Here is a 19,683-nt window from a genome sequence, read left to right as displayed (position 1 = left end):
ATGCGAGCGAAGCCGATCGAATGCCCTTAGCGTGCGCGATCGACTTGTGCAACCTGCCTCGTCCCCGGCGACGGAACAGAACGCCGCGCCGCCGCCGGCAACCCGTTCCGCGTTCAGCCGCCCCATCGCTTCGGTCAATGGCGAGCCGATTGATCGAGCCGAGTTCACGGCGAAGCTGATGGAGGCCCGCGGGCTGGCGTTTCTTCAGCAGGAGCTGCTGCTGCGCCTGGCGCGGCAGGAGACGGCCCGCCTGGGCTTGTCGGTTTCGCAAACCGATTTCGACCGGGAGTACGATTTGACGCTCCAGGCCGATCGATTCAACGGCAAGGATCCCGATCCCCTCACGCCGGCGCGCAAGGAACAACTGGTCGAAGAATGGACGCGATCGCGCGGAGTTTCGCGAACCGAATTGCACCTCGCCATGCAGCGCCAGGCGTACCTTCGCAAGATCGTCGAAAGCCGATTAAAGATCACCGACGAAATGATCGAGCAGGAGTTCGCTCGCGTGCATGGCGAGCGCGTCGAGGTGCGGCACATCCAGATCGCCGCGCCGCGATTCTGGAAGGAGATCAAACAGCGGCTCGATCAGGGCGAGCGGTTTGAAGATCTCGTGATGAAGTTCAGCCAGAACATCATCTCGCGGGAAAAGCTTGGCATGTTGCCGCCCTTTTCGCGAACCGATCCGACCGTGCCTTCGATCTTTGTCGACGTCGCATTCAAGCTGAAGCCTGGGGAGGTTTCAAACCTTCTGGAAGCCGAAGGGTCGTACCACGTTTTAAAACTGGAACGGCTGATACCGGCTGACGACCTTCCGCTCGATGACACGGAGCGTCACCATCTGCGTCGCATCCTGACGGCTCGGCTCGCGGCAGAAGAAATGGAGCGGTTGGGGCGTTCACTCTTGCTTTCCGCGAGGATCTCGGTCGAAGACCGGGTTCTGCGAGAGCAGTACGAAGCGCGCCACCGCGAAGGCCAGTTGACCGGCCCGCCGTTGTCGCCCTAGATGTGATGCGAGAAATATCGCAGTGGTTAGCGTTAAAGGGGCCGAACAATCCGGTTCGCAAACCCAACAAAATCGATCAACCCGTGGGACGACGGCGATTGAGCCCGATATTCACGGCACAAGTTTGCTCTTGGGGAATACCCCCCGGGGTGCGTATGATTAAGATGGAAGATGGAGTCGTTCCGGTTTGCAATGGCAAACGGAGCGGAAAGTCGCGGTTGGAATGGTGACGTTTTCGGGGCGATGCCGCATGGCAGCAGATTCCCGCGCTTCAGACGTGAATGATCCCGGTCGCCGGGTTTGCGTCACCTGTCCATCTTGCGAAGCAGCGTACAAGATCGCGCCGCGCCTCGTTGGCCGTCGTCTCGTCTGCAAGAATTGTCGTCACGAGTGGCGCGCCCGGGAAGTTGATCCATCTAGCCTGTCAGAGATTCGCCGTCGCAGCATTCAGGATGTCGCCGCGGCCAGGACCGACCCGCCGTCATCCGCCCAAGCGCCGCTTGAAGGTAGTTCGCCGCCGCGCGCCGGCGCGCCGAGCGTCGCCATCGACACGAGTCTGATTGGCCGCACGCTGGGCCGCTATCGCATCCTGTCCATTCTTGGCCAAGGCGGCATGGGAGTGGTATGGCGCGGCCACGATGACGTGTTGAATCGCGATGTGGCCATCAAGCTTCTTTCCCGCAAGCGCCGGCCCGACGGCGATTCGACCTGCCTGAACACGGAGTTGTTCATGCAGGAAGCGCGCGCCGTGGCGAAGCTGCAACATCCCGCAGTCGTCTCGATTTTCGAGATTGCCGAAGACGACAGCCGCATCTTTTTCGCCCTCGAACTGATGGAAGGCGGCACGCTGAAAGAGTACATCGATCGGCACGGAAAAATCCCCCCCGCACGCGTGTTTGAACTGATGATCGGTCCGGCCAAAGCGCTCGCCTTGGCACACAAGAACCGAATCATTCATCGCGACGTAAAGCCCGGAAACCTGATGTTCGATGACCATGGGCACCTCAAGCTCATGGACTTCGGTCTGGCCGACGTGGCACACGAGTCAGCCAGCCGGCGCATCCGAGGCAAGGCCGTCGGCTCGCTGGGCTGGATCGCGCCGGAGACCGCAAAGGGTCAGGGGACAACCAGCCTTAGCGATATCTTCAGCTTCGGCCTGGTCATGCTCTATGCCATGACCGGCTCACCACCGATCCACGCCGACAGCCGTTCGAAGTTGATCGAGCTGCACCAGAACCCGCCGCTTCCCAGGCTGGAAGAGATCCCAGGTCTGACCGAAGCCGGGGCTGCGTTATTGCGAAAATGCCTCGCCGTTGATCCGGCGCAGCGGTACACCAGCGCGGACGAACTGGCGGTTGCCCTGGAGCGAGTCGCAGCCGAAGACCCGCAAGCCAAATCTCGTCAGCGACGCACGGCCGCGTCGATCGCCATTTCGGGTTCCATCATCGGCGCACTGCTCGGAACGGCTGCGGTGCTCTGGTACTTCATCGATATGAATTCGCAGATCGACGAGTACTCACAGCCGATCATCGAGACCGTCGCCAAGCAGACGGTTAGCGATGCCCCGATCATGCGTGACGATGGGGCCGGTCGGAACGCATCGAGCGATGTCGCGCCGCGCGATCCGGGACCCTCTGCGTTGAAACCCGATTCTACGAAGCACACTCCGCCCAACATCTCGACCGAGCCTGTGAGGTACGCATCCCTCGACGAGGCAAAGGTGCCGTGGCCCCAGGTGCCCTACCTGCTTGACATCCCGAACATTCACTACGTGGCCAGTCGATCGGGGGCGGTGTTTCATCTCGCCAGCGCCGATTGCGGCCGAAGCATCTTCGCCTCCAACCTGGTGATCTTTGCGTCGCCGGCCAAGGCCATGGAAGAGGGCCGCCGACCCTGCCCGCGCTGCAAGCCGGATGCACGCTCGCGTTCGCCGGTGGTCATGAGTCGTGAAGAGCCCGGGGAATAGCGCGGCGTTCGAATTGCTGCCGAATCGCCGCATGAACAAACCGGCTTATCTCAAGGGCGCGCGGATAAAATTAGACAAAATGATGCTACCCGCCTCGCCCGACCGCTCCGGCAGGAATTGAACCCCGAAGACCGGCCCATCCTCCACCGCCGCGGTTCGCGAAGAAATGGACGCCGTCTGCGCAAGAGCCATCTGGTCATCGAGCGGTTCCGCGAGCTCGTCACACTCGAAATGAAACGCCGCCCCCGCAGGCACTCCATGGACCAGCACGGACCGCCGTGTCCACCGGACCCCCTGCGATTGCGCCTCGGTCGTTGCTGCCGCGAAACTAGGCGCCGCGCGCTCGCGCGGACTCGTGACCTTCCCCGGGATGAAGCCCAGCCCGGTATGCTGGCCCTTGTCGTAGCACACGTCAAAGAACAAATGCATCCCGCGGCCGATGCCCAGGATCGGCCGCCCCTGGTCCAGGGCACGAAAAAGCACGGGCAGATAACCGCTGTCGCGGATGTCGTGGATCATCGCTGCAAAGGAGTCGCCATGCGGAAGAATGATCCGTGCGGCGCGATCGAGTTGATCAAGGGAATCCACGCGCTGCTGGGCCACGCCCAACCCCGACAGCGCGTCATGCAGCGCCTGCGTGTCAGCGGTGTCATAGTTGAGAATCGCGATCATGCCAATCCCCGTCGATTGCGCGGCCGGCGCGCGGTCCAACCGAGCGCAAAAAAGCGACATCGGCGACTCGCTATTGTATATCTTCCGCGAGAGGCCGATGCCGCTTGATTTAATTACGCGTCGTACAATCCCGATCAACGAGGAACCGCCCGTTTATCGGTCGATTCCCGCTTCGAGCCTGCTCGGCAGCTTCATTACTCGTCGCTTGAGCTGCGAGCGGTCTTCTCGACGATGTCGCCACCGCGCCGCGGAACCGCGTAAAACTCGACGCGACGATTCTGCAACCGGTTCTTCTCGCCGCTGTTGGCCACGCGCGGGCGGTACTGGCTGCAGTTCGCCTGCACGAGATATTCGTTCGGAATGCCGGCATCCCGCATGGCGCGAATGACCGTCAGCGAACGATGCGCGCCCAGCTCCCAATTGTCCTTCCACTTGCTCTTGCGGATCGGCTGATCGTCCGTGTGGCCGAAGACGTAAATGTCACGATCCGGGTACTTCGCGCGAATATCCGAGGCGATCTGCTGCAACTTGGTGCGGCCAGCCGGCGTCAGGTCTGCCTTGCCCGATTCAAACAAGACCGAGCCGGGAATCGAGATCATGTCGAAGTTCTTCATGGTGACCCAGCCGTCGACGTCGCCGCCCTTGGCGCCTTCGGCACGCATCTTCGCGAGTTGCTGATTCAACTCGTCAATGGTGGAGCGGGCTTCGTTCTCCTTGACGAGCGAATCATTCAGCCGCCGATCGCGATCTTCCAATTCACTCTTGAGGCTGTTGTTCTCCGCCGTCAGGTCTTCGATTTTGCGATCCTTGGCGTCCGGACCGCAGCCGATGGCGGAAAAAGCGGTGACCGCTCCGGCCAGCACAAAAAGAGACAATCGTCCGCGTGTCATCCCTGTCATGATCGTTCCTCCTGGTTGAACGGCGCGTCGTTGAGATGGGCTTTCTTGCGCCTTTGACTCTACCCAGCGCAGTTCTTGCAAATAGCCGAGTCGGGCCGGGTTCACCCGCGCCCGTATTTCACATACGAGTGTTTTTAGCACGCGCAGGAATTGCCGTCAATCAATTTTTGTGTCCTGTGAGTTCTTCGCACCGAGAGCGCGCTGCAACTTCTCGTCGATACGATGCTCCGCCGCTGCGAGTTCAGCCTGCCGCGCGGTCTGGGCCTTGGCCGCTTCTTGGGCCGCCCTGTGGCGTCGCACCTCCGCCAACTCGAAGAAGACCCGACGGATCTTCGATGTCACCCAGAACACTGCCACCGACGCCACGCTCGTCGCCAGCATCAGCCAGAGCGTGGAAACCTCCGCATCGACCGCCCAAGGCCAGAAACGCGTCGTGTAACCTCGGTTCATCCAGATGACGAGCAGCACGAACAGCACCACGACACAAAGAACTGCAACTTTCGCATAAACAATGATTTGCTTCACGGTCTGTTCCTCGCGGAAGGGACGCACATCACGCGAAACGCGCTGTGAGTTTACCAGGTTCCGATCCGATTCTGCCCAGTCAGCCAACCCCAGATCATACCCCCCGCCGGGCCGAACCAACCTGTCAGAGGTCGCTCCAGATACAGTGCGGCCAAGGCCCCCAGTCCCAGCCAGGGGCCGAACGGAATCGCTCGCGCCGACTTGTGCATGGAGGTCGCGATAACGCCGACCAGAGCCAGCAGAGCCGACGCGAAAAAGGCGATCAGCATCATGAACCAGCCGCCGGCGGCCGCGATGGCGGCCATCAGGTAAATGTCCCCCGTCCCAAATGCCTCCTTGCCGAATGCAAGCGTCCCGCCGATGCGAACGGCCCATCCCAATGCCGCGGCAATCGCCGCATCCGCGAGGGCTTGCGACGCGCCAACGAAACCCGCCGTCGCGCCGGTGAGGCTGCCCTCGATACCCATGAACTGCCGCAGCAGCGCCGCCCATTCAAGGCCGAGCCACTCTTTGCCGCGAAGCAGGGCGAACACCCCGATGCCGGCCGCCACTGCCGGGACTAAGCAAATCAGCTCCCGCAGTGCGATCGCACGAGCAGAGACCCGCTCGCGCTCCAGCGTTGTCACGATTTCGTCATCCGCATCGCGTGCAACCATGGAAGCGAGGATCATGACGATCAGAAAAATCGAAACGGCGACTAACCCGCGAACCTGGCCTGCATGGAAAGCCGCGAGTTGCGTCGGCCACTGCGGGGCTGCGGCGACCCAGACGACCAGGCCCAGTAAAGCCGCCGCAAGGAGAATTACCGGTAACGGCTGAAACGAGGCGGGCGCTGACTCCAGCGGGACGGCAGCTTGACAGGGAGCTGTCACGGATCCGTCCGGGTTTGTTGCCGTTGTTTCACGCCCTGCGGAGTCGCTGCCTTGTCCCAGTGGCGCCGACTCGGAATTCCCGGTCGCATCCTCATCGGTCGGGCGCCTTGCAAGATGCCGGGTCAGCGGCCAACCCAATAACCATCCGGCCCCCCCCGCTAAGGCAACGCACGTTAGACCCGGCGGCAAACTGTTGTTACCGATTTGATGCGGCTCGGCGAGGCCCTGAAGACCCCGGAGAATGGCCGAGACGGCGAGGGTAAAAAGCGGGACGCGAATGTCCAACGAGTACGACTCGATGTCCATCCCGGCGGTAGCGATCAGGCCCGCGTACATCACGATGAGCGACGCCGCATAGGCCCAATGGACTGGTTCAGCGCCCGCAGCGACGTCGGCCCGTCCGATGAAACAGGCATCCCACGTGATCACAAACGTGAGCGCGGTCAGGCATTCCACGACGGGGTAAACAACAGGAATTGGCTGCTCGCAGAAGTGGCATCGCCCGCGCAGAAATAACCAACCGAAGATCGGCACGTTGTGCCATGGGAGCAGGCGTTTTTCGCAACGCGGACAAAACGACCACGCCGGTGAAGAGACCGACAAGCCGCGGGGAAGTCGAAAGATGACAACATTCAGAAAGCTGCCGACGAGTGCCCCGAGAACGCCCACGGGTATGATCCACGCTCCCGCTGCCAAGAATCCGTCCTCGTCAGAGTTTGGTCGGCGGCTCGTCCGCGGCCGCGTCGGCGTCGTTCGCATCAAGCCATAGCTCAATGGATTCGGCGATGTCTTCGGGCGGCGTGGACACCGAGTCCACAATGTGGTTCGCCACGGCGCGGTAGAGCGGAGCACGCTCGTTCAGCTTCGTCTCGACTTCCTGCAACCCGCCACCGGGGAGCAACTCGGGCCGGACCTTTCCGGCTTTTGCGTCCTTTTGGAGCCGTGAATGCAGGATCGCCGCCGGCGCCTGAAGCCAAACCGCCTTGCCCATTCGCTTGACCAAGGTACGCACCTCGGGGCTGATGATCGCTCCGCCTCCCAGGGCGATGACCTGCTGCTTCTGACGGCGAATGCTTTCCAGGGCTGCCCGCTCTCGCTGGCGGAAGGCATCTTCCCCCTCGTCACGGAAGAGTTCCACGATCGATTTTCCAGCCTGCTTCTCAATCAGTTCATCCAGATCGACAAATGTCCATCCAAGCCGGCGCGCGAGGATAGCCCCGGTCGTGCTCTTGCCGGAACCGCGATAGCCGATCAAAAAAACATTCACGCGCGTTGCCCGTGACGAACGTCCCCGACCGTCCCGTCGGCGGCGTCGAAATCGATGACCGCATAGTGCAGCACGCTTCGCGTCTGCCCCGGGTTGACCGCCACGGTTCGCCCGAACGCATCGCGAATTGCGCCGGTCACACTGGGCGACTCGTGGATGTGGCCGTGCAGCGAAAGGTGCGGCTGCAAGCGCTCGAGCGCCTCGCGGACGGCCTTCGAGCCCCAAGAATGATTGCCGTGATACTGATCGAGCTTGGACGCGTGCGGCGGACAGTGCGCCACCCACACCCAGATTCCCGCCGGCGCCGTCAGGTCTGCCAGCTCTTCCTTCATTGTGCTGCGCGTGTTGAACAGCGTCTCGGCGCTAAGCATCGAGGGGCGATTAAAGCGAGCATCCCACCGCGCGCCACCCAGCAGCGGCGGGCTATCACCCGGCATGTCCAATCGCTCGAAATCCTTCACGAACCACGGTGTCGGCGGCGTGCTGGAATACCCCAGGAACGTGACGCCATCTATGATGGCCGGCGTGGTCAAATCAAGGATTCCCACCAGACTCTCGGCGGCCAGCTCTTTCATCGCGGTGACGCTGCTTCCCCAGTCATGATTGCCGAAAACCGTGAGTATCGGTTTGCCGCCCGTGGCGCTTTTGATCCCTGCGGCAATGCCTCGGAACTGATTCCGGACCCAGGAAGGCTGGCCCTTGCCCATGTTGGCGCGATCCAGTGCCGAATCGTCGGGCAGCATATCGCCGCCGAGCACCACAACGTCCGGGCGGACTTCTCCCGCGACGGCGGTCAGGCGAGCGAAATGCGGCTCGCTTCCATGAAGGTCGGTGGCGAAAAGTATCTTCATCTCAAAGAAGGCGGCGCTGGTCGGGCCGTGCATCTCCTTACGCACCGAGGGCCGGGATAAACCGAGCATCTTGGGCGGAATGTCCCGATTGGTCAAACAGGATCGTGCCATTCCAAGCAAATGGCATCCGCCTGCTGCCGTGCAGGAGATGGGTGCGGGCTATCCTTCCCAGGTTCGGCTGCTCAAGCCTACGACAATTCATCGGACGTCGCAACTGATTATGCTGAAGGGAGTTGGCGGCGGTGTATCGCGATGGAACATGAGGATTCAACCAGATTCAACAGGGCAGATTCGTCTAACGACCTTCCAAACCACAGCTCTTGCTGGAGAGCCGCCTGAAACGCGAATAGTGCCTTGCCGTCCAGTACCCGGCAACCCAGTCGCTTCCCTTCGGTGACCACCCGCGTGCTACCCGGCCCGTAGACCGTATCCAGGACGCATGTCCCGGGCGTGAGGCGGTCAACAGGTAGCGCGGTCTGCGATTGGCCGGAAGCCGCTTTGGGTGTTTCCATGCCCAGAGTGGTGCCGTTCGCAAACAGATCCGTCGGATCGCGCAGCAGGCGGTCCCACGGTTCCCACTTGCAGCCAAGCCCTTTGGCGACCGAACGTGCTCGTTCCTCCGTTCGATTGAACACCGTCACGTCGGCGCCGGCCTCATGCAGCACCGCGGCGACCGTTCGCCCCATGCCGCCGGCGCCGGCCACGGCCACGCGCTGCCCCCTCAACGAATCGCCGAGCAGTTCGGTCGCGCAACGCAGCACGGCCGGTCCGTCGGTGTTCGCGGCTCGCAACGATCCATCTGTGTTAATGACAAATGTATTTACTGCGCCCCATCGAGCCGCATTTTCGTCAATGGTTGCGCCGATTTCTCGCGCGCAGCGCAGCGCGTTTTCCTTGTGAGGGGCTGTGATCGAAAAGCCGCGCACGTCGAGCCACGGCCGAGCCAGCACTTCGACCATGAATGCCTTGAAGGATTCGTACCCCGCCGCCACGCGAAACGGGAGGTACACCGCGTTCTCCGAAAGGGAATCGTACGCGGCGTTATGGACAATCGGACCGATGGAATGCGACACCGGATCGCCGAGCAATCCGTAGACGCGTGTCGCAGGACCGATCCGATCCCAGCGATAGCGCTGCCGCATTTCGGTGATCGTGAGTTGTCCCGCCGCGGCTTCGCCGCCTGGTTCGATCGCGGCAAAGGAGCCGAACGCGCCGAATTTCTTCGCCAGCACGCGCGAAGGCAGCCCTTCGTCGCCCATGCAGATGGCCAGCATCGGCCTCGGCGCGCCGCGCATCAGCTCAAATGCCTCGAAATTGTCACGCACCGTTCTCGCGCGCCAGGCGAGCTTCGGTACGTCACACGCCGATTCGGACATCATTCCCAGGAGATCGGCCTGCATTGTCCGCGGCCGGCCCGACGGGTCATGCCGCGAAAGGATCAGCCGCCGTGCCGAATCCGTCGGCGGCGCGCCCTCGACGCCGCGCCCCAGCGCGAGCATGACTTTCTGCCGCAGATTGGCTGATCGCTGCCAGGATGCCCACTCGATATCAAGGTAATCCGCCGATCCGCCCAGCGCGATCAGCCGGCTCATGCGGTCCATGTCGCTGCCGTCCCAATGCCCGCCTTCGGCCGTGGAACGCAGCGTGAGAAGAACCGGGACGTTCGCGGCGACGGCGATTTCGCGCAACGCGGGCACGTCGGGATCGGCGACGCCATCCATCATGTCCAGCCGCAGTTCGATCATCGTCGCGCCATCCGCCCGCGCGCGGCGAATTTCCTCGGCCGCGCCGGACGCCGTATCCGCGGTAATCGAGGCGATGAGTTGAGTCATGCGCGATGCACTCCGTGGCAGATCCGCTGTGAATGCGAATCGAAACCAGCGACACTATAGCCGGATTTGATTATTGCGGGTTTATGAGCGAATGACGTTCGCAACGGATTCAGCGTTCGACGACATCGGCCTGCCAGGCGTGGTACGCCAGCACGCCGAACCCGCCCAGGGCGCAGGCCATGGCGGCTGCCCCGTGTTGCAGGTCGCCCGTCCAGATCGTTGACACGATAAAGTAGAGCGCCAGCGCCTGAAGTGCCATGACTCCGACACAGCGGATCGACTCCCACAGCGTCATGGGCAGCAGCCGCCGGCGACGGTTCAGCAGGCAGTCGGCGCACATCCGCCCGCCGCCCAATGTACGGAAGAGCAGCTCCACGCGATCGCACCGCGGGCAAACGTCCATCGGCTCATCGGTCGGCGCCGGTCGTTCGCGCAGCCGCTTCAACACCGCGTACGCTTCGGTGACTTCGCAAAAGCGCGCCCGGCTGACCGGGTCGTCGCCGCAGCGGTCCGGGTGATAACGAAGCACCAGCCGCTTGAACGCGCGGTGCAACTCGCGCGGTTCAGCGTCGTGCTTCAATCCCAGCACGCGATAACACTCGGTCGGCTTCAAGCACCCCTCCACGGGTGGCGCGGCGGATCGCAGGCGGATTCAACACAGCGACCGCGCCGCCCACTGGGGTCGGCGCACGCGCCTTGTTCGGAAACTGACTGGTCCGGCCTAAGACTCAACGCGCCATTACTGTATGAAATCGGCGGCCGGGTTGTCCAGCGGGTGAACGCGCAGTCGAGTTTAGCTCGGTCCCGTTCAGATCGGCCCGAGGCCTCCTCCTGTTCGGCGATTATGATCCCCGCCATGCGTCCACTGACGATTTCAAAGGAGTTGGCCCAGAAGGTCGGGCGGTTGCGGTTCCGCTCTCCCGTTGCGAAGGTCTATAACCCGCTGGACTATGCATTCGGTGCATTCTCGACGTACCTTCGCCAATTCGGCGACGGCCCCCGCGAAGTCCTCCTGATCGGCATGAACCCCGGACCCTGGGGCATGGCCCAGACCGGTATCCCGTTCGGCGAGGTCAACGTTGTACGCGGCTGGCTGGGCATCCGCGATGGCATCAAGCCGCCGGTTGACCAACACCCCAAGCGACCAATCCTGGGTCTGGCGTGCAAGCGGAGCGAAGTGAGCGGTCGGCGAATCTGGGGCTGGGCGCGCGATGCGTTCGGCACGCCGGAGAAGTTTTTCCGCCGGTTTATGGTCTTGAATTATTGCCCACTCTGTTTCATGGAGGAATCGGGCAAGAACCTCACGCCGGACAAGCTGCCGGCGCGCGAGCGCGAGCCGCTCTTCGCCGCGTGCGACGGCGCGCTGCGCGACTTGGCGGAATATTACCGACCGAAGTTCGTCGTGGCCGTCGGCGGGTTCGTCGAGGCGCGCGCGACCACCGCGCTGAACGGCCTGCCCGTGACGATCGGCCGCATCCTGCACCCCAGTCCCGCCAGTCCGCTGGCGAACAAGGGCTGGGCGAAGCAGGCGATGGAGCAGATGCGACGGATGGGGATTGTGCAGCGTTAAGTCGTCGCAACGAGCGCGGGGATCGCGCGTTCGGCTTGTCGGGCCTGCTGACCCGACCTACACGATTGACTCACTCATCTTGCCGCGTCGGTACGCGCGATGCCGCGTCCTGCGCCGAGGCCACAACAGCACCGCCGGGGCGAGGAGCATCGCGGCCGTGGTTGGCTCGGGGACGTAATTGATGTGAATGACCGGGTTGGGCCATTCCCCGCCGGCAATCTGGAAGCCGGGATTCGCGCCGAATGCGACGACTCGGCGGGTGTTGAAGGGGGGTTGGACAGCAGGCTCGAAACCACCGAAACCCTCGGAGCCGGCGCGAAGCTGCGTCAGCGTGCCGGGGGCGACGCCGGCCTGCGACGTCAAAACGTAACTGTGCAGGTTGTAGATGGTCGGCCCGGCCGGGATCGGGCTTCCGCCCTGCGGCAAACCGACAATGAGCGATGACAGCACGCCGTCGGGGCGGTTCTCAACTGGGGGCAGAAGATGATTGGTAAAGGGCGCCCCCGCCACGCTTGTTTCAGAGAGGCTCAACTGCGTGGCCGCGCCGGCCGGATCGCGAATCCAAAGCGAATAGTTGGTGAACGTGCCGTTGCCTATCCACGCGTGCGTAGTAATTCTCCATTTGCACTCGCCAACGGTGGCATTGCAGCCGAGGTCGAGGCGCGTATAGGTTGTGCCCTGTTGTTGCACGAAAGCATTTGGAGTCAGTGCCTCTGCAATCTGCCAAACGACGATTTCTGCGCGGATCGCCGTTGGTTGAATTAGGCAAACAGCCACACTCAAAGGGAAAACCAACGCATGATGCAACTCCCTGACCAGTTATTCAGTCGTGAACGATCGTACTTCGGAACCCGCCGTATTTTCGCAACTATCTCGGGCAACAACGCGCCAGTGATAAAGTGTGTTGGCCTGCAATCCCGTTGCCTGCCATTGCGTATTCGTCGTTGTTGCGGTCGGGTTTGTCAAGGGAGTGCTTGCGCCTATATAAACAACATAGTCATCCGTCCTCATCGCTTTCATCCCACGTCAGCGTGACGGTGGTCGAGACGCCGGTGGCCTGATTCGCGGGGGAGAGCAGAATCGGCGTGCCGGGGTTGCCGTCGTTCGTTGGAAGGTTATCGGGGAACACGACATTGCTCGGCGAGTTGCCGGTGATGAGCTGCGCGGCACGGAGCGCCTGATCGTACGAGTCCAATGCCGGGTTGGACAGCGGGAGTCGACATCCCGCGTTGGCCATGACCTGATCGAACACCTGTTGCGGCATCAATGTCAGGTCAGCCCCGTCGTTGGGCATGGGCCACGTCGACGATCGCTCAAGAACGGCTACGGGTCGAAGCGAGCTACGACGGTCCATTGGTTGGGCCTCCTGCGTCCAACGACGCGCCAACGGGACAGTTCTCGCCGCCCGATTGCCCGTATGGGCGGCAAGCCCGCCTCCACAAGATGACAGCAGTATAACACAGTTGCCGAAAGCGTGTCAAGGGAAATTTTCGGACTGTTTGCGGTTTGCCATAAGCCCTGTGCCCGCCGCCGGTAACCGCTCGCCACGTAGAAGCAGTGGCCGTGTGCCGGATAGAAGCCGTGAACCGTCAGTCGTATGCCAGAAGCCGTGAGCCAATAGCCGTGAGTCGTGGTCCGGAAGATCGTGGACCGTGGCCAGCGAGAAGTAGTCAACCGTACCCGCCGGGGAAGGCACGAGGATTGAGTGAATCCGGGCTGCTTCGAGGAAGCCGCACGTATTCCCCGGCCTGTAAGGGCGCAGACCGCTATCGGGAAGAGGCTAAGTGAAGCCGCGATGAGCATTCACCTGTGGCACAGCCGTCTCGCCTGTGATTCACCCGCCGCGGCGGGTGCCACACCCTATGAATCATTCTGCGGCTCCTCTTAGTGGCTACGGGCGTTGCGCCCCCGGGCCGTGGCGGGTGTCGAAGAAGGCGAGAATCAGATTGAAGTAGTACTGCCGATTCCACGCGGCGAAGCCGACGTGGCCGCCGCCAGGGGTGAGCAGCGCGGCGACGTTTGGGTTCTTCACGCCGGCGATGTAATCGGCCAGTTGCTGCCCGCCGACGAGGGGATCGTTTGCGGCGGCGACAATCAGGGTCGGGATTCTGATGGACGAGGACTTGTCGTGCGCGGGTTTGACGGAAGCTTGATCGCCGTGGGCTCGCGGGTCTTGAAACGGCATCCAGCGAAGAAACGTCAGCCCTTCTTCCACCGCATCGGGGTAATTAAGAATGCTTCGTTCGTATTCGCGATCGATCAACCAGCGCAAGTCGCCGCTTGGATTGGGGTATCCTTTGTGCTTCGCACGGCCGCGGACCATGTCCTGCAATCCGGCGTACATTGGTTCCTGCGTCATGCTGCGCGGCGACTTGAGAATTTCCAGGATTTCCTCGAAACGCAGCGTCGGGCTGAAGGCGATCACGCCGGCGGAAAAATGACGTCCCGGGCGGGGCGCACCGAGGATGTCACGTTGCCGCGGTGACAGATTCGGATCATCGGATGAGCGGCCGTCAAACCACGCGGCGATCATGGCGGTGTTCGCGCCCCAGCAGAACCCGATGAGTCCGGTGCCACGGATGTGCGGATGTTCTTCAAGCCATTCCGAGACGATCATGAGATCCTGCACTTCGGTGACGCCGAAGTTGTAACCGATGTCCGGGTAACGGAGATCGGTCTTGCCATGGCCGCGCAACTCGATGGAAAGAACGTGGTGTCCGTTGTCAAGCAGCGCGCGGGCCAGATCGCGCGTGCGATTGATTTCGTGATTGCCGAGCAGTCCCGGCAGCAACACGATGCAATTGGAATCGAGGATCGGGGCCTCGGAACGGCCGCCCTCGCGGGCCATCGCGAGCCATCCGCAGAGGGACAAATCATCGCGGACGGGAATCCAGACCTCCTCGAAGCCGGGCCACGGAGCGCCCTCGCCAGGATTGAAGCCCGCTCCGACGCATTGGGCGGTGTGAACGATGCCGCTGAAATTGCCGAAGAGTTGTTGCAGGCGCCGAGGGTTGCGGCCGAAATGCGCCATGACATCGAGCGGCTTGCCATCGCGCGTCAATTCATCGGTCACGAGGGGCGGCGTTGTTCCGGGCGGCAAGAGGTGTTGGAGTTGCGTGCTGACCTGTGCAAGCCATTCGCGCGCGGTGGGTGGCGGCGTGTTCGGCGCATGGACCACCGTCCTCGGCGCGAGATCGCCTTCTCGCATCGGGAACGACTGCTCGGAGAGGCATCCCGCCGCGCCGAATGCGATGAAAGGGAAGAAGAGAAGGCACGAAAGTCGATCGAGTCGAATCATTACATAGAGGACTCTAACAGGGACGGAAGAACACGACGAATCAGGCCGAACGGAGAAAACGGGAGTGAGGTCGCATCCATGAGCAACCAAAAAGGGCCAGGGTCCGGGCGCGGTTGGGGGGAACCGCGTAGCTCCGGAGCACCTGGCCGAGTACGTAAGTTTATCATTTTTAAGCAATTAGAGCAAGTGTTCGCGGACGTTAGGGCCGGAATGCATGCAAGTCATTTCAGCGGGCGTGATTACCGCGACGGCGGCGGGAGGCCCCGCACCTGCAAATAGTACATATGTCAATAAATGGCGGCGTCCGACCTGCCCACGCGCTGGCCCCACACCCACGTTTCGACTGCCACGGCATCTGAATCAAGCAGCCAGCCGATGGGGTCATCTGGCAGGATGGTCGGTAGCGGAACCGCGAAGAAATCGGCGAATCGGCCCGGGACAAGCTCGCCGATTGCGTCGCTCCACCCCACCGCTGCCGCACCGTGGAGTGTAGCGAGACGCATGAGGGTTTTCGGCGGCACTTCGGGCGCGTGACGGCGTAGAAATCGAAGCTCCTCCAGGATGGACAAGTCGGGATTGCTCGCAAGGCTGTCCGTGCCAATGCAAACATTCACGCCCGCGGCGAGCATGTCGCGCCATCGGTGCGGTGGGTGTCCGAAATAATCATGCGTGCGAGGGCAGTATGCGATGCTCACGCCGGCCCGGGCAATTGCTGTAAGAACGGCATCGTCGACATAGTTGACATGTGCCAAAATTGTTGTGGGAGCAGGACCGCCGCTCTCGCACAACATGCCCGTTTCGCGCAGCCAGGCCAGCGGCGAATCCGGAGCGGGCAGCCCGCGCGTGGGCAGGTTCGCCATTGCGAGGAATCGCTCGACCACGGCGGCGGCCACTGAAGCGCGCTCGGCCGCCGTCAGCCATGCGCGTTCCTCGCCGGTCTCCAGAAAGTGCGTCATGAGCGGGGCGTTCGCCTCGCGAGCCTGACGAACCGTCGCCGCGGCATCCTCGCGCGAAACGGTGTACGGCGTATGCGGCGAAACCGCCAACTCGAGTTGATGAGTTCTTTCAAACCTCGTCAGCTGGTGCAGGGCTTCATCAAGCGAGGCGAGGTCATTGGGCGGACGCGACGCGCCGCTGATCAACTCCACGAAGCAGCGGGCGCGCAAGGGCGTGCCCGCGAGCACGGGCACGGCTTCTCCTGTTCGAGAGACGTCCGCGATGCACGTCACGCCGCAAGCAAGCGATGCCGCCGCGCCGGTCGCAACGGCCCGCTGAACATCGTCGGACGTGACAAGCCGCCGGGGAAGAATCGACGACTCGAACCAGTCCCAGAGGGACCGCGGCTTGATTTCATCGCGCGGACCGGCAAGGTCGAGGTGCGCGTGGGCGTTGATCAACCCCGGGAAGATCGCGCAATTTCCCAAGTCGTTACGAGGTCCGGGCGGTGCATCACAGGCAGGACCGATGGCCGCGATGCGACCGCTCGAATCGACCGTGAGCGCGCCGTCGAGGATCGGCGGCGCCTCAACCGGGCAGACGAGCTTGGCGCGAAAGATCGTCACGACGCGAAGGGCCTGTTGCGGCGGTTAGCGGTCGCGCCGCCGGCGCGGAGCGCTACAGCTTCTGAACCGTATCGAGGATCGACTTGAGCACGTCGAGCTGCGAGGCGTCGTCTCCGGCCTTGCGAAGACCCACAAAAAGAAGCCGCTGTCCGCTCAACTCGGTCACGCCGGCATAAGTCGTCTGCCCCTGGGACGTGGTCTTGGCCAGGCCGAAGACAATGTTGCCGGTCGAGGTGTACTCACCCAGGTCCTCGCTCTGCCCGGGCGGCTCGGCACCGTTTCCGTTGCCATCCCCACCGCTGTTTGCTACCACGATGACATCGGCGGTGCTGTCGGCGGCGGAGTTGACGTAATTCACCCAGGCCACGATCACCGGCGTCGGCACGTTTACCACCGAACCGCAGGCAAACCCGGCCGGCATGGTCAGCGCAAAGCCGAACTCGGGCGAGTTGAGATTCAACGAGCACGGAATTCCAATGCTCGGCACGGTGCAGGCGGCACCGAGCGAAACGACGCCGACTGCAACAACCATACTGCGTTTCAACATGTAGGACTCCATTCGCTTCGGCGAGGTTGCCCGGCGGCCGCATCGACCGAGGGGAAGAGGTGGATGGTATCGGGGCGGATCGGCAGCCGCAAGTGGCAGACAGCCTTGCGGGGCGGTTCAAAAAACGGAGCGATCTATTTGATGTGAACGCCAAAAGATTTGAGAGCCGCCGCATCGTTCGGGAAGAACTTAAACAGCTTGTCGAGGCTGGTGATGGTGAAGACTTTCATCAGTTCTGGGCGGAGGCTGCAAATCGAAAGGGAGCCTTTGATCGCTGTGAGTTTTTTATTCAGCGTGATGAGAACTCCCAGTGCGTGCGAGGAAAGAAACTTGACGTTGATGAAATCGAGGATGATTTTCTGCTTGTTCTGAACATCCGGCAACTGAAACAAGTCGTTGCCGATTTGAGCGATGGTCGCCGTGTCAAGAATCGAACTGTCGGAAAACGTGACAACGGTGACGCCGGCGTAGTCTTGTATGACCAATCGGGATGCGGGCATGTGCGAGGGTCCTGAATGATCGCGATTTGGCGCGTGCTCGTCGCCGTTTACGCGATTCAAAAGCCCACCTATCCTACTCTCAAGTGGTTCGGGGCACAAAGACACGACGAAGGCGCTTCCGCACGGATTCGGCGGGCAACCTGCATTGATCGGATCACTCCGCGATGTCACTTCCACGCATTCTCACCATCGAAACAAGCGGCCGACGCGGTTCGGTCGCGCTGGCGCTGGGGGAAGCGCTCGCGTTGGAATCGGCGTTCGCGACCGATGCCGAACACGCTCGTGAAATGCTTCCGGCGGCCGCCGCCCTGTGTCGCAAACTGGGCAGCAAATTTATTGACGATGCGCGTCAGGTTCCGCGCCTGGATCATTGTTACGTGTCGATCGGACCGGGGAGTTTTACGGGACTGCGCGTGGCGGTCACGTTTGCTCGTCACCTGGCGCTGGCGATCGGCGTGAAGATCGTCGCGGTACCGACGCTGGATGTGATCGCGGAAAACGCTCGCTCGCTCTCAAATCCTCCTGATCGGCTCGCAGTTGTATTGGACGCCAAGCGTAAACAGGTTTTCGGCGCGTTGTATGAAATGCGCGCCGGACGATATGAGCGACGGCAAGGCCCCCTGCTCACCACGCCATCGGAGTTGCTGGCGGGCGGGCATTGGTACGTGACTGGAGAGGGAGTGAATTATCATAGCGAGGCAATCGAAGCATCCGGCGCCGTGGCACTCGAAGAATCGTTGTGGTGGCCCCGTGCTGCGATGGTGCATCGGATCGGATGGTCACTGGCTCAAGCAGGCACGTTCACCCCGGCGCACGAACTCGTGCCGTTGTACGTTCGCAGACCTGAAGCCGAGGAATTGTGGGAACGGCGTCATGCGCCTCAAGGCAGGCAGGTGCCATGAGCCGGACGATTCGCGCTAGACGGCCGCTCCGAAGATCAAGGCGCGAATCAGCTCGTTGATCGGCAGCGTGATTGAACTGAATGCCGTGCGCAGGCCGAACAGGGCCAGGTCCTCGCGGCAGGTGGAAAGCTGCATTGCGGTGCCGACGGTCAGCGCGGCAAGGGCAAACCATTTTCGACGACGATATGCCTTCATGACGGCCTCCATGCACGGGGAGGGCCTCTCCCCACTCGTCCTACAGCATATACCATCGGCAAGTCGGTCTGCAAAGGCGGACGGCTCGGCATAGAATGAAGGCCGCCACGGAGGAAATGTCCCCATGAACCGGTTTCCGATCGACCTCTCCAGCGACACACAGACTCGGCCGACCGAGGGCATGCGCCGGGCCATTGCGTCGGCGGAAGTGGGCGATGAGCAGAAGCGTGAAGACCCGTCGGTGAACCGGCTTCAGGAAATGGTCGCCGAGCTGACCGGCAAGGAGGCGGCGCTGTTCCTGCCGACGGGGACGATGTGCAACCTGGTCGCCCATGCGATTCACTGTCGGCCGGGCGACGAGATCATCATTGATTCGCTAAGTCACCCGGTGCATTTCGAAGGCGGCGGTCCGGCGGTGCACAGCCGAGCGGCGGTGCGGGCGATTGAAACGAAGACCGGCGTCTTCACAGCGGAGCAGGTCGAGGCGGCGATTCGACCGGACGATCCGCATTTTCCCCGGTCGCGCTTGGTGTGCGTCGAGAACACGCACAATCTTCATGGCGGGCGGGTGTGGCCGATCGAGGCGATTCGATCCGTCGCTGCGATCGCGCGGAAGCACGGGTTGATGTGTCACCTTGACGGCGCGCGTCTGATGAACGCTGTGGTGGCAAGCGGAACGAGCGCGCGGGCGTACTGCGAGCCGTTCGATTCGTGCTGGATTGATCTTTCGAAGGGGCTGGGGTGTCCGGCGGGCGGCGTTCTAGCCGGGACACGCGAGTTCATCGCGCAGGCCTGGCGGTACAAGCACACGTTCGGCGGCGCGATGCGGCAGGCGGGGATTCTCGCGGCGGCGGGTGTCTACGCGCTGGAGCACCATGTGGAGCGGCTGGCAGAGGACCATGCCAACGCGCGAAAGCTGGCGGAGGGTCTGGCGGCCATCCGGGGGATCTCCGTGGACGGGCCGGCTGTTGAGACAAATATAGTCATCTTCGACATCGCCGGGACGGGTGTGACGCGTTCGGCTTTTCTCGAGCGCCTCGCGTCGTACGGCGTACGGTTTAGCGGACTCCTGCAGCCGACGCGGCTTCGCGGAGTGACGCACCTGGATGTTTCCTCCGCAGGGGTCGATAAAGCACTAATTGCGGTACAACATTCGATTGCCTGAACGCGGCATTCAACAACGACGATGATCCCACCCATGCAGGTGTTTCGGCTACAATGT

Annotated in this window: 20 protein-coding genes; 5 read left to right on the top strand and 15 right to left on the bottom strand. The window is 62.3% G+C overall.

Annotated features, from left to right (window positions below; genetic code table 11):
- Window positions 1-31: 31 nt before the first annotated feature.
- The gene (locus HRU71_00725; protein QOJ02101.1) at window positions 32-1,003 is read left to right on the top strand and encodes a peptidylprolyl isomerase; all 972 of its coding nucleotides are present in this window, start codon (window positions 32-34) and stop codon (window positions 1,001-1,003) included.
- Between the two features lie 250 nt (window positions 1,004-1,253).
- Window positions 1,254-2,969, top strand: a complete 1,716-nt coding sequence (locus HRU71_00720) for a protein kinase (GenBank protein QOJ02100.1) — start codon at window positions 1,254-1,256, stop codon at window positions 2,967-2,969.
- Between the two features lie 45 nt (window positions 2,970-3,014).
- Here HRU71_00720 and HRU71_00715 read toward each other — a convergent pair whose 3' ends face one another.
- The 8 genes from HRU71_00715 to HRU71_00680 all read right to left on the bottom strand — a co-directional run bounded on the left by HRU71_00715 (window position 3,015) and on the right by HRU71_00680 (window position 10,500).
- Complete coding sequence (locus HRU71_00715) at window positions 3,015-3,701, bottom strand: hypothetical protein (protein ID QOJ02099.1); 687 nt, start codon at window positions 3,699-3,701, stop codon at window positions 3,015-3,017.
- 134 nt (window positions 3,702-3,835) lie between these two features.
- Window positions 3,836-4,540 carry an OmpA family protein gene (locus HRU71_00710; GenBank protein QOJ02098.1) on the bottom strand — a complete coding sequence of 235 codons (705 nt, stop codon included), beginning with the start codon at window positions 4,538-4,540 and terminating at the stop codon, window positions 3,836-3,838.
- A gap of 156 nt (window positions 4,541-4,696) precedes the next feature.
- Window positions 4,697-5,065, bottom strand: a complete 369-nt coding sequence (locus tag HRU71_00705; GenBank protein ID QOJ02097.1) for a hypothetical protein — start codon at window positions 5,063-5,065, stop codon at window positions 4,697-4,699.
- A 50-nt stretch (window positions 5,066-5,115) separates the two neighbouring features.
- Window positions 5,116-6,606 (bottom strand): A24 family peptidase, encoded by a 1,491-nt coding sequence (locus HRU71_00700; GenBank protein ID QOJ02096.1) that lies wholly within the window; start codon window positions 6,604-6,606, stop codon window positions 5,116-5,118.
- Window positions 6,607-6,646: 40 nt separating this feature from the next.
- Window positions 6,647-7,204, bottom strand: coding sequence for a shikimate kinase (locus HRU71_00695; protein QOJ02095.1), 558 nt, complete (start codon window positions 7,202-7,204; stop codon window positions 6,647-6,649).
- Window positions 7,201-8,166: a metallophosphoesterase gene (locus tag HRU71_00690; protein QOJ02094.1), complete on the bottom strand. Its 966-nt coding sequence runs from the start codon at window positions 8,164-8,166 to the stop codon at window positions 7,201-7,203. Before HRU71_00690 ends, HRU71_00695 begins: the two co-directional genes overlap by 4 nt.
- A gap of 107 nt (window positions 8,167-8,273) precedes the next feature.
- Window positions 8,274-9,887 carry a type I 3-dehydroquinate dehydratase gene (locus tag HRU71_00685; GenBank protein ID QOJ02093.1) on the bottom strand — a complete coding sequence of 538 codons (1,614 nt, stop codon included), beginning with the start codon at window positions 9,885-9,887 and terminating at the stop codon, window positions 8,274-8,276.
- 109 nt (window positions 9,888-9,996) lie between these two features.
- Window positions 9,997-10,500, bottom strand: coding sequence for a J domain-containing protein (locus HRU71_00680; protein QOJ02092.1), 504 nt, complete (start codon window positions 10,498-10,500; stop codon window positions 9,997-9,999).
- A 243-nt stretch (window positions 10,501-10,743) separates the two neighbouring features.
- Between HRU71_00680 and HRU71_00675 the strand changes: the two genes are divergently transcribed.
- The gene (locus HRU71_00675) at window positions 10,744-11,457 is read left to right on the top strand and encodes a single-stranded DNA-binding protein (protein ID QOJ02091.1); all 714 of its coding nucleotides are present in this window, start codon (window positions 10,744-10,746) and stop codon (window positions 11,455-11,457) included.
- Between the two features lie 57 nt (window positions 11,458-11,514).
- Here the strand turns inward: HRU71_00675 and HRU71_00670 are convergent, their stop codons facing one another.
- The 6 genes from HRU71_00670 to HRU71_00645 all read right to left on the bottom strand — a co-directional run bounded on the left by HRU71_00670 (window position 11,515) and on the right by HRU71_00645 (window position 17,364).
- A complete protein-coding gene (locus HRU71_00670; GenBank protein QOJ02090.1) occupies window positions 11,515-12,147 on the bottom strand; it encodes a hypothetical protein in 633 nt (210 codons plus the stop codon).
- Between the two features lie 307 nt (window positions 12,148-12,454).
- Window positions 12,455-12,811, bottom strand: a complete 357-nt coding sequence (locus HRU71_00665) for a hypothetical protein (GenBank protein ID QOJ02089.1) — start codon at window positions 12,809-12,811, stop codon at window positions 12,455-12,457.
- A 537-nt stretch (window positions 12,812-13,348) separates the two neighbouring features.
- Window positions 13,349-14,845 (bottom strand): alpha/beta fold hydrolase, encoded by a 1,497-nt coding sequence (locus tag HRU71_00660; GenBank protein ID QOJ02088.1) that lies wholly within the window; start codon window positions 14,843-14,845, stop codon window positions 13,349-13,351.
- 197 nt (window positions 14,846-15,042) lie between these two features.
- Window positions 15,043-16,317, bottom strand: coding sequence for an amidohydrolase family protein (locus tag HRU71_00655; protein ID QOJ02087.1), 1,275 nt, complete (start codon window positions 16,315-16,317; stop codon window positions 15,043-15,045).
- 52 nt (window positions 16,318-16,369) lie between these two features.
- Entirely contained in the window at window positions 16,370-16,864 is a 495-nt protein-coding gene (locus HRU71_00650) for a hypothetical protein (protein QOJ02086.1), read from the bottom strand.
- Between the two features lie 134 nt (window positions 16,865-16,998).
- Window positions 16,999-17,364, bottom strand: coding sequence for an STAS domain-containing protein (locus HRU71_00645; protein ID QOJ02085.1), 366 nt, complete (start codon window positions 17,362-17,364; stop codon window positions 16,999-17,001).
- Window positions 17,365-17,528: 164 nt separating this feature from the next.
- On the opposite strand from HRU71_00645, the gene tsaB reads away from it, so the two are divergent.
- The gene (tsaB, locus tag HRU71_00640) at window positions 17,529-18,266 is read left to right on the top strand and encodes a tRNA (adenosine(37)-N6)-threonylcarbamoyltransferase complex dimerization subunit type 1 TsaB (GenBank protein QOJ02084.1); all 738 of its coding nucleotides are present in this window, start codon (window positions 17,529-17,531) and stop codon (window positions 18,264-18,266) included.
- A gap of 15 nt (window positions 18,267-18,281) precedes the next feature.
- Here tsaB and HRU71_00635 read toward each other — a convergent pair whose 3' ends face one another.
- Window positions 18,282-18,461: a hypothetical protein gene (locus HRU71_00635; protein QOJ02083.1), complete on the bottom strand. Its 180-nt coding sequence runs from the start codon at window positions 18,459-18,461 to the stop codon at window positions 18,282-18,284.
- A gap of 124 nt (window positions 18,462-18,585) precedes the next feature.
- Between HRU71_00635 and HRU71_00630 the strand changes: the two genes are divergently transcribed.
- Window positions 18,586-19,626: an aminotransferase class I/II-fold pyridoxal phosphate-dependent enzyme gene (locus HRU71_00630; GenBank protein QOJ02082.1), complete on the top strand. Its 1,041-nt coding sequence runs from the start codon at window positions 18,586-18,588 to the stop codon at window positions 19,624-19,626.
- Window positions 19,627-19,683: the final 57 nt, after the last annotated feature.

The sequence above is a fragment of the Planctomycetia bacterium genome (assembly GCA_015200345.1).
Lineage (GTDB): Bacteria > Planctomycetota > Phycisphaerae > UBA1845 > UTPLA1 > PLA3.
This window is presented reverse-complemented; position numbering and strand designations above follow the sequence as displayed.

Coding starts and splice junctions, on each gene's coding strand:
- HRU71_00685 (QOJ02093.1), bottom strand. CDS start 9,887: ATGACTCAACTCATCGCCTCGATTACCGCGGATACGGCGTCCGGCGCG.
- tsaB (QOJ02084.1), top strand. CDS start 17,529: ATGTCACTTCCACGCATTCTCACCATCGAAACAAGCGGCCGACGCGGT.
- HRU71_00675 (QOJ02091.1), top strand. CDS start 10,744: ATGCGTCCACTGACGATTTCAAAGGAGTTGGCCCAGAAGGTCGGGCGG.
- HRU71_00635 (QOJ02083.1), bottom strand. CDS start 18,461: ATGAAGGCATATCGTCGTCGAAAATGGTTTGCCCTTGCCGCGCTGACC.
- HRU71_00645 (QOJ02085.1), bottom strand. CDS start 17,364: ATGCCCGCATCCCGATTGGTCATACAAGACTACGCCGGCGTCACCGTT.
- HRU71_00715 (QOJ02099.1), bottom strand. CDS start 3,701: ATGTCGCTTTTTTGCGCTCGGTTGGACCGCGCGCCGGCCGCGCAATCG.
- HRU71_00720 (QOJ02100.1), top strand. CDS start 1,254: ATGGCAGCAGATTCCCGCGCTTCAGACGTGAATGATCCCGGTCGCCGG.
- HRU71_00710 (QOJ02098.1), bottom strand. CDS start 4,540: ATGACAGGGATGACACGCGGACGATTGTCTCTTTTTGTGCTGGCCGGA.
- HRU71_00690 (QOJ02094.1), bottom strand. CDS start 8,166: ATGGCACGATCCTGTTTGACCAATCGGGACATTCCGCCCAAGATGCTC.
- HRU71_00650 (QOJ02086.1), bottom strand. CDS start 16,864: ATGTTGAAACGCAGTATGGTTGTTGCAGTCGGCGTCGTTTCGCTCGGT.
- HRU71_00630 (QOJ02082.1), top strand. CDS start 18,586: ATGAACCGGTTTCCGATCGACCTCTCCAGCGACACACAGACTCGGCCG.
- HRU71_00665 (QOJ02089.1), bottom strand. CDS start 12,811: ATGGACCGTCGTAGCTCGCTTCGACCCGTAGCCGTTCTTGAGCGATCG.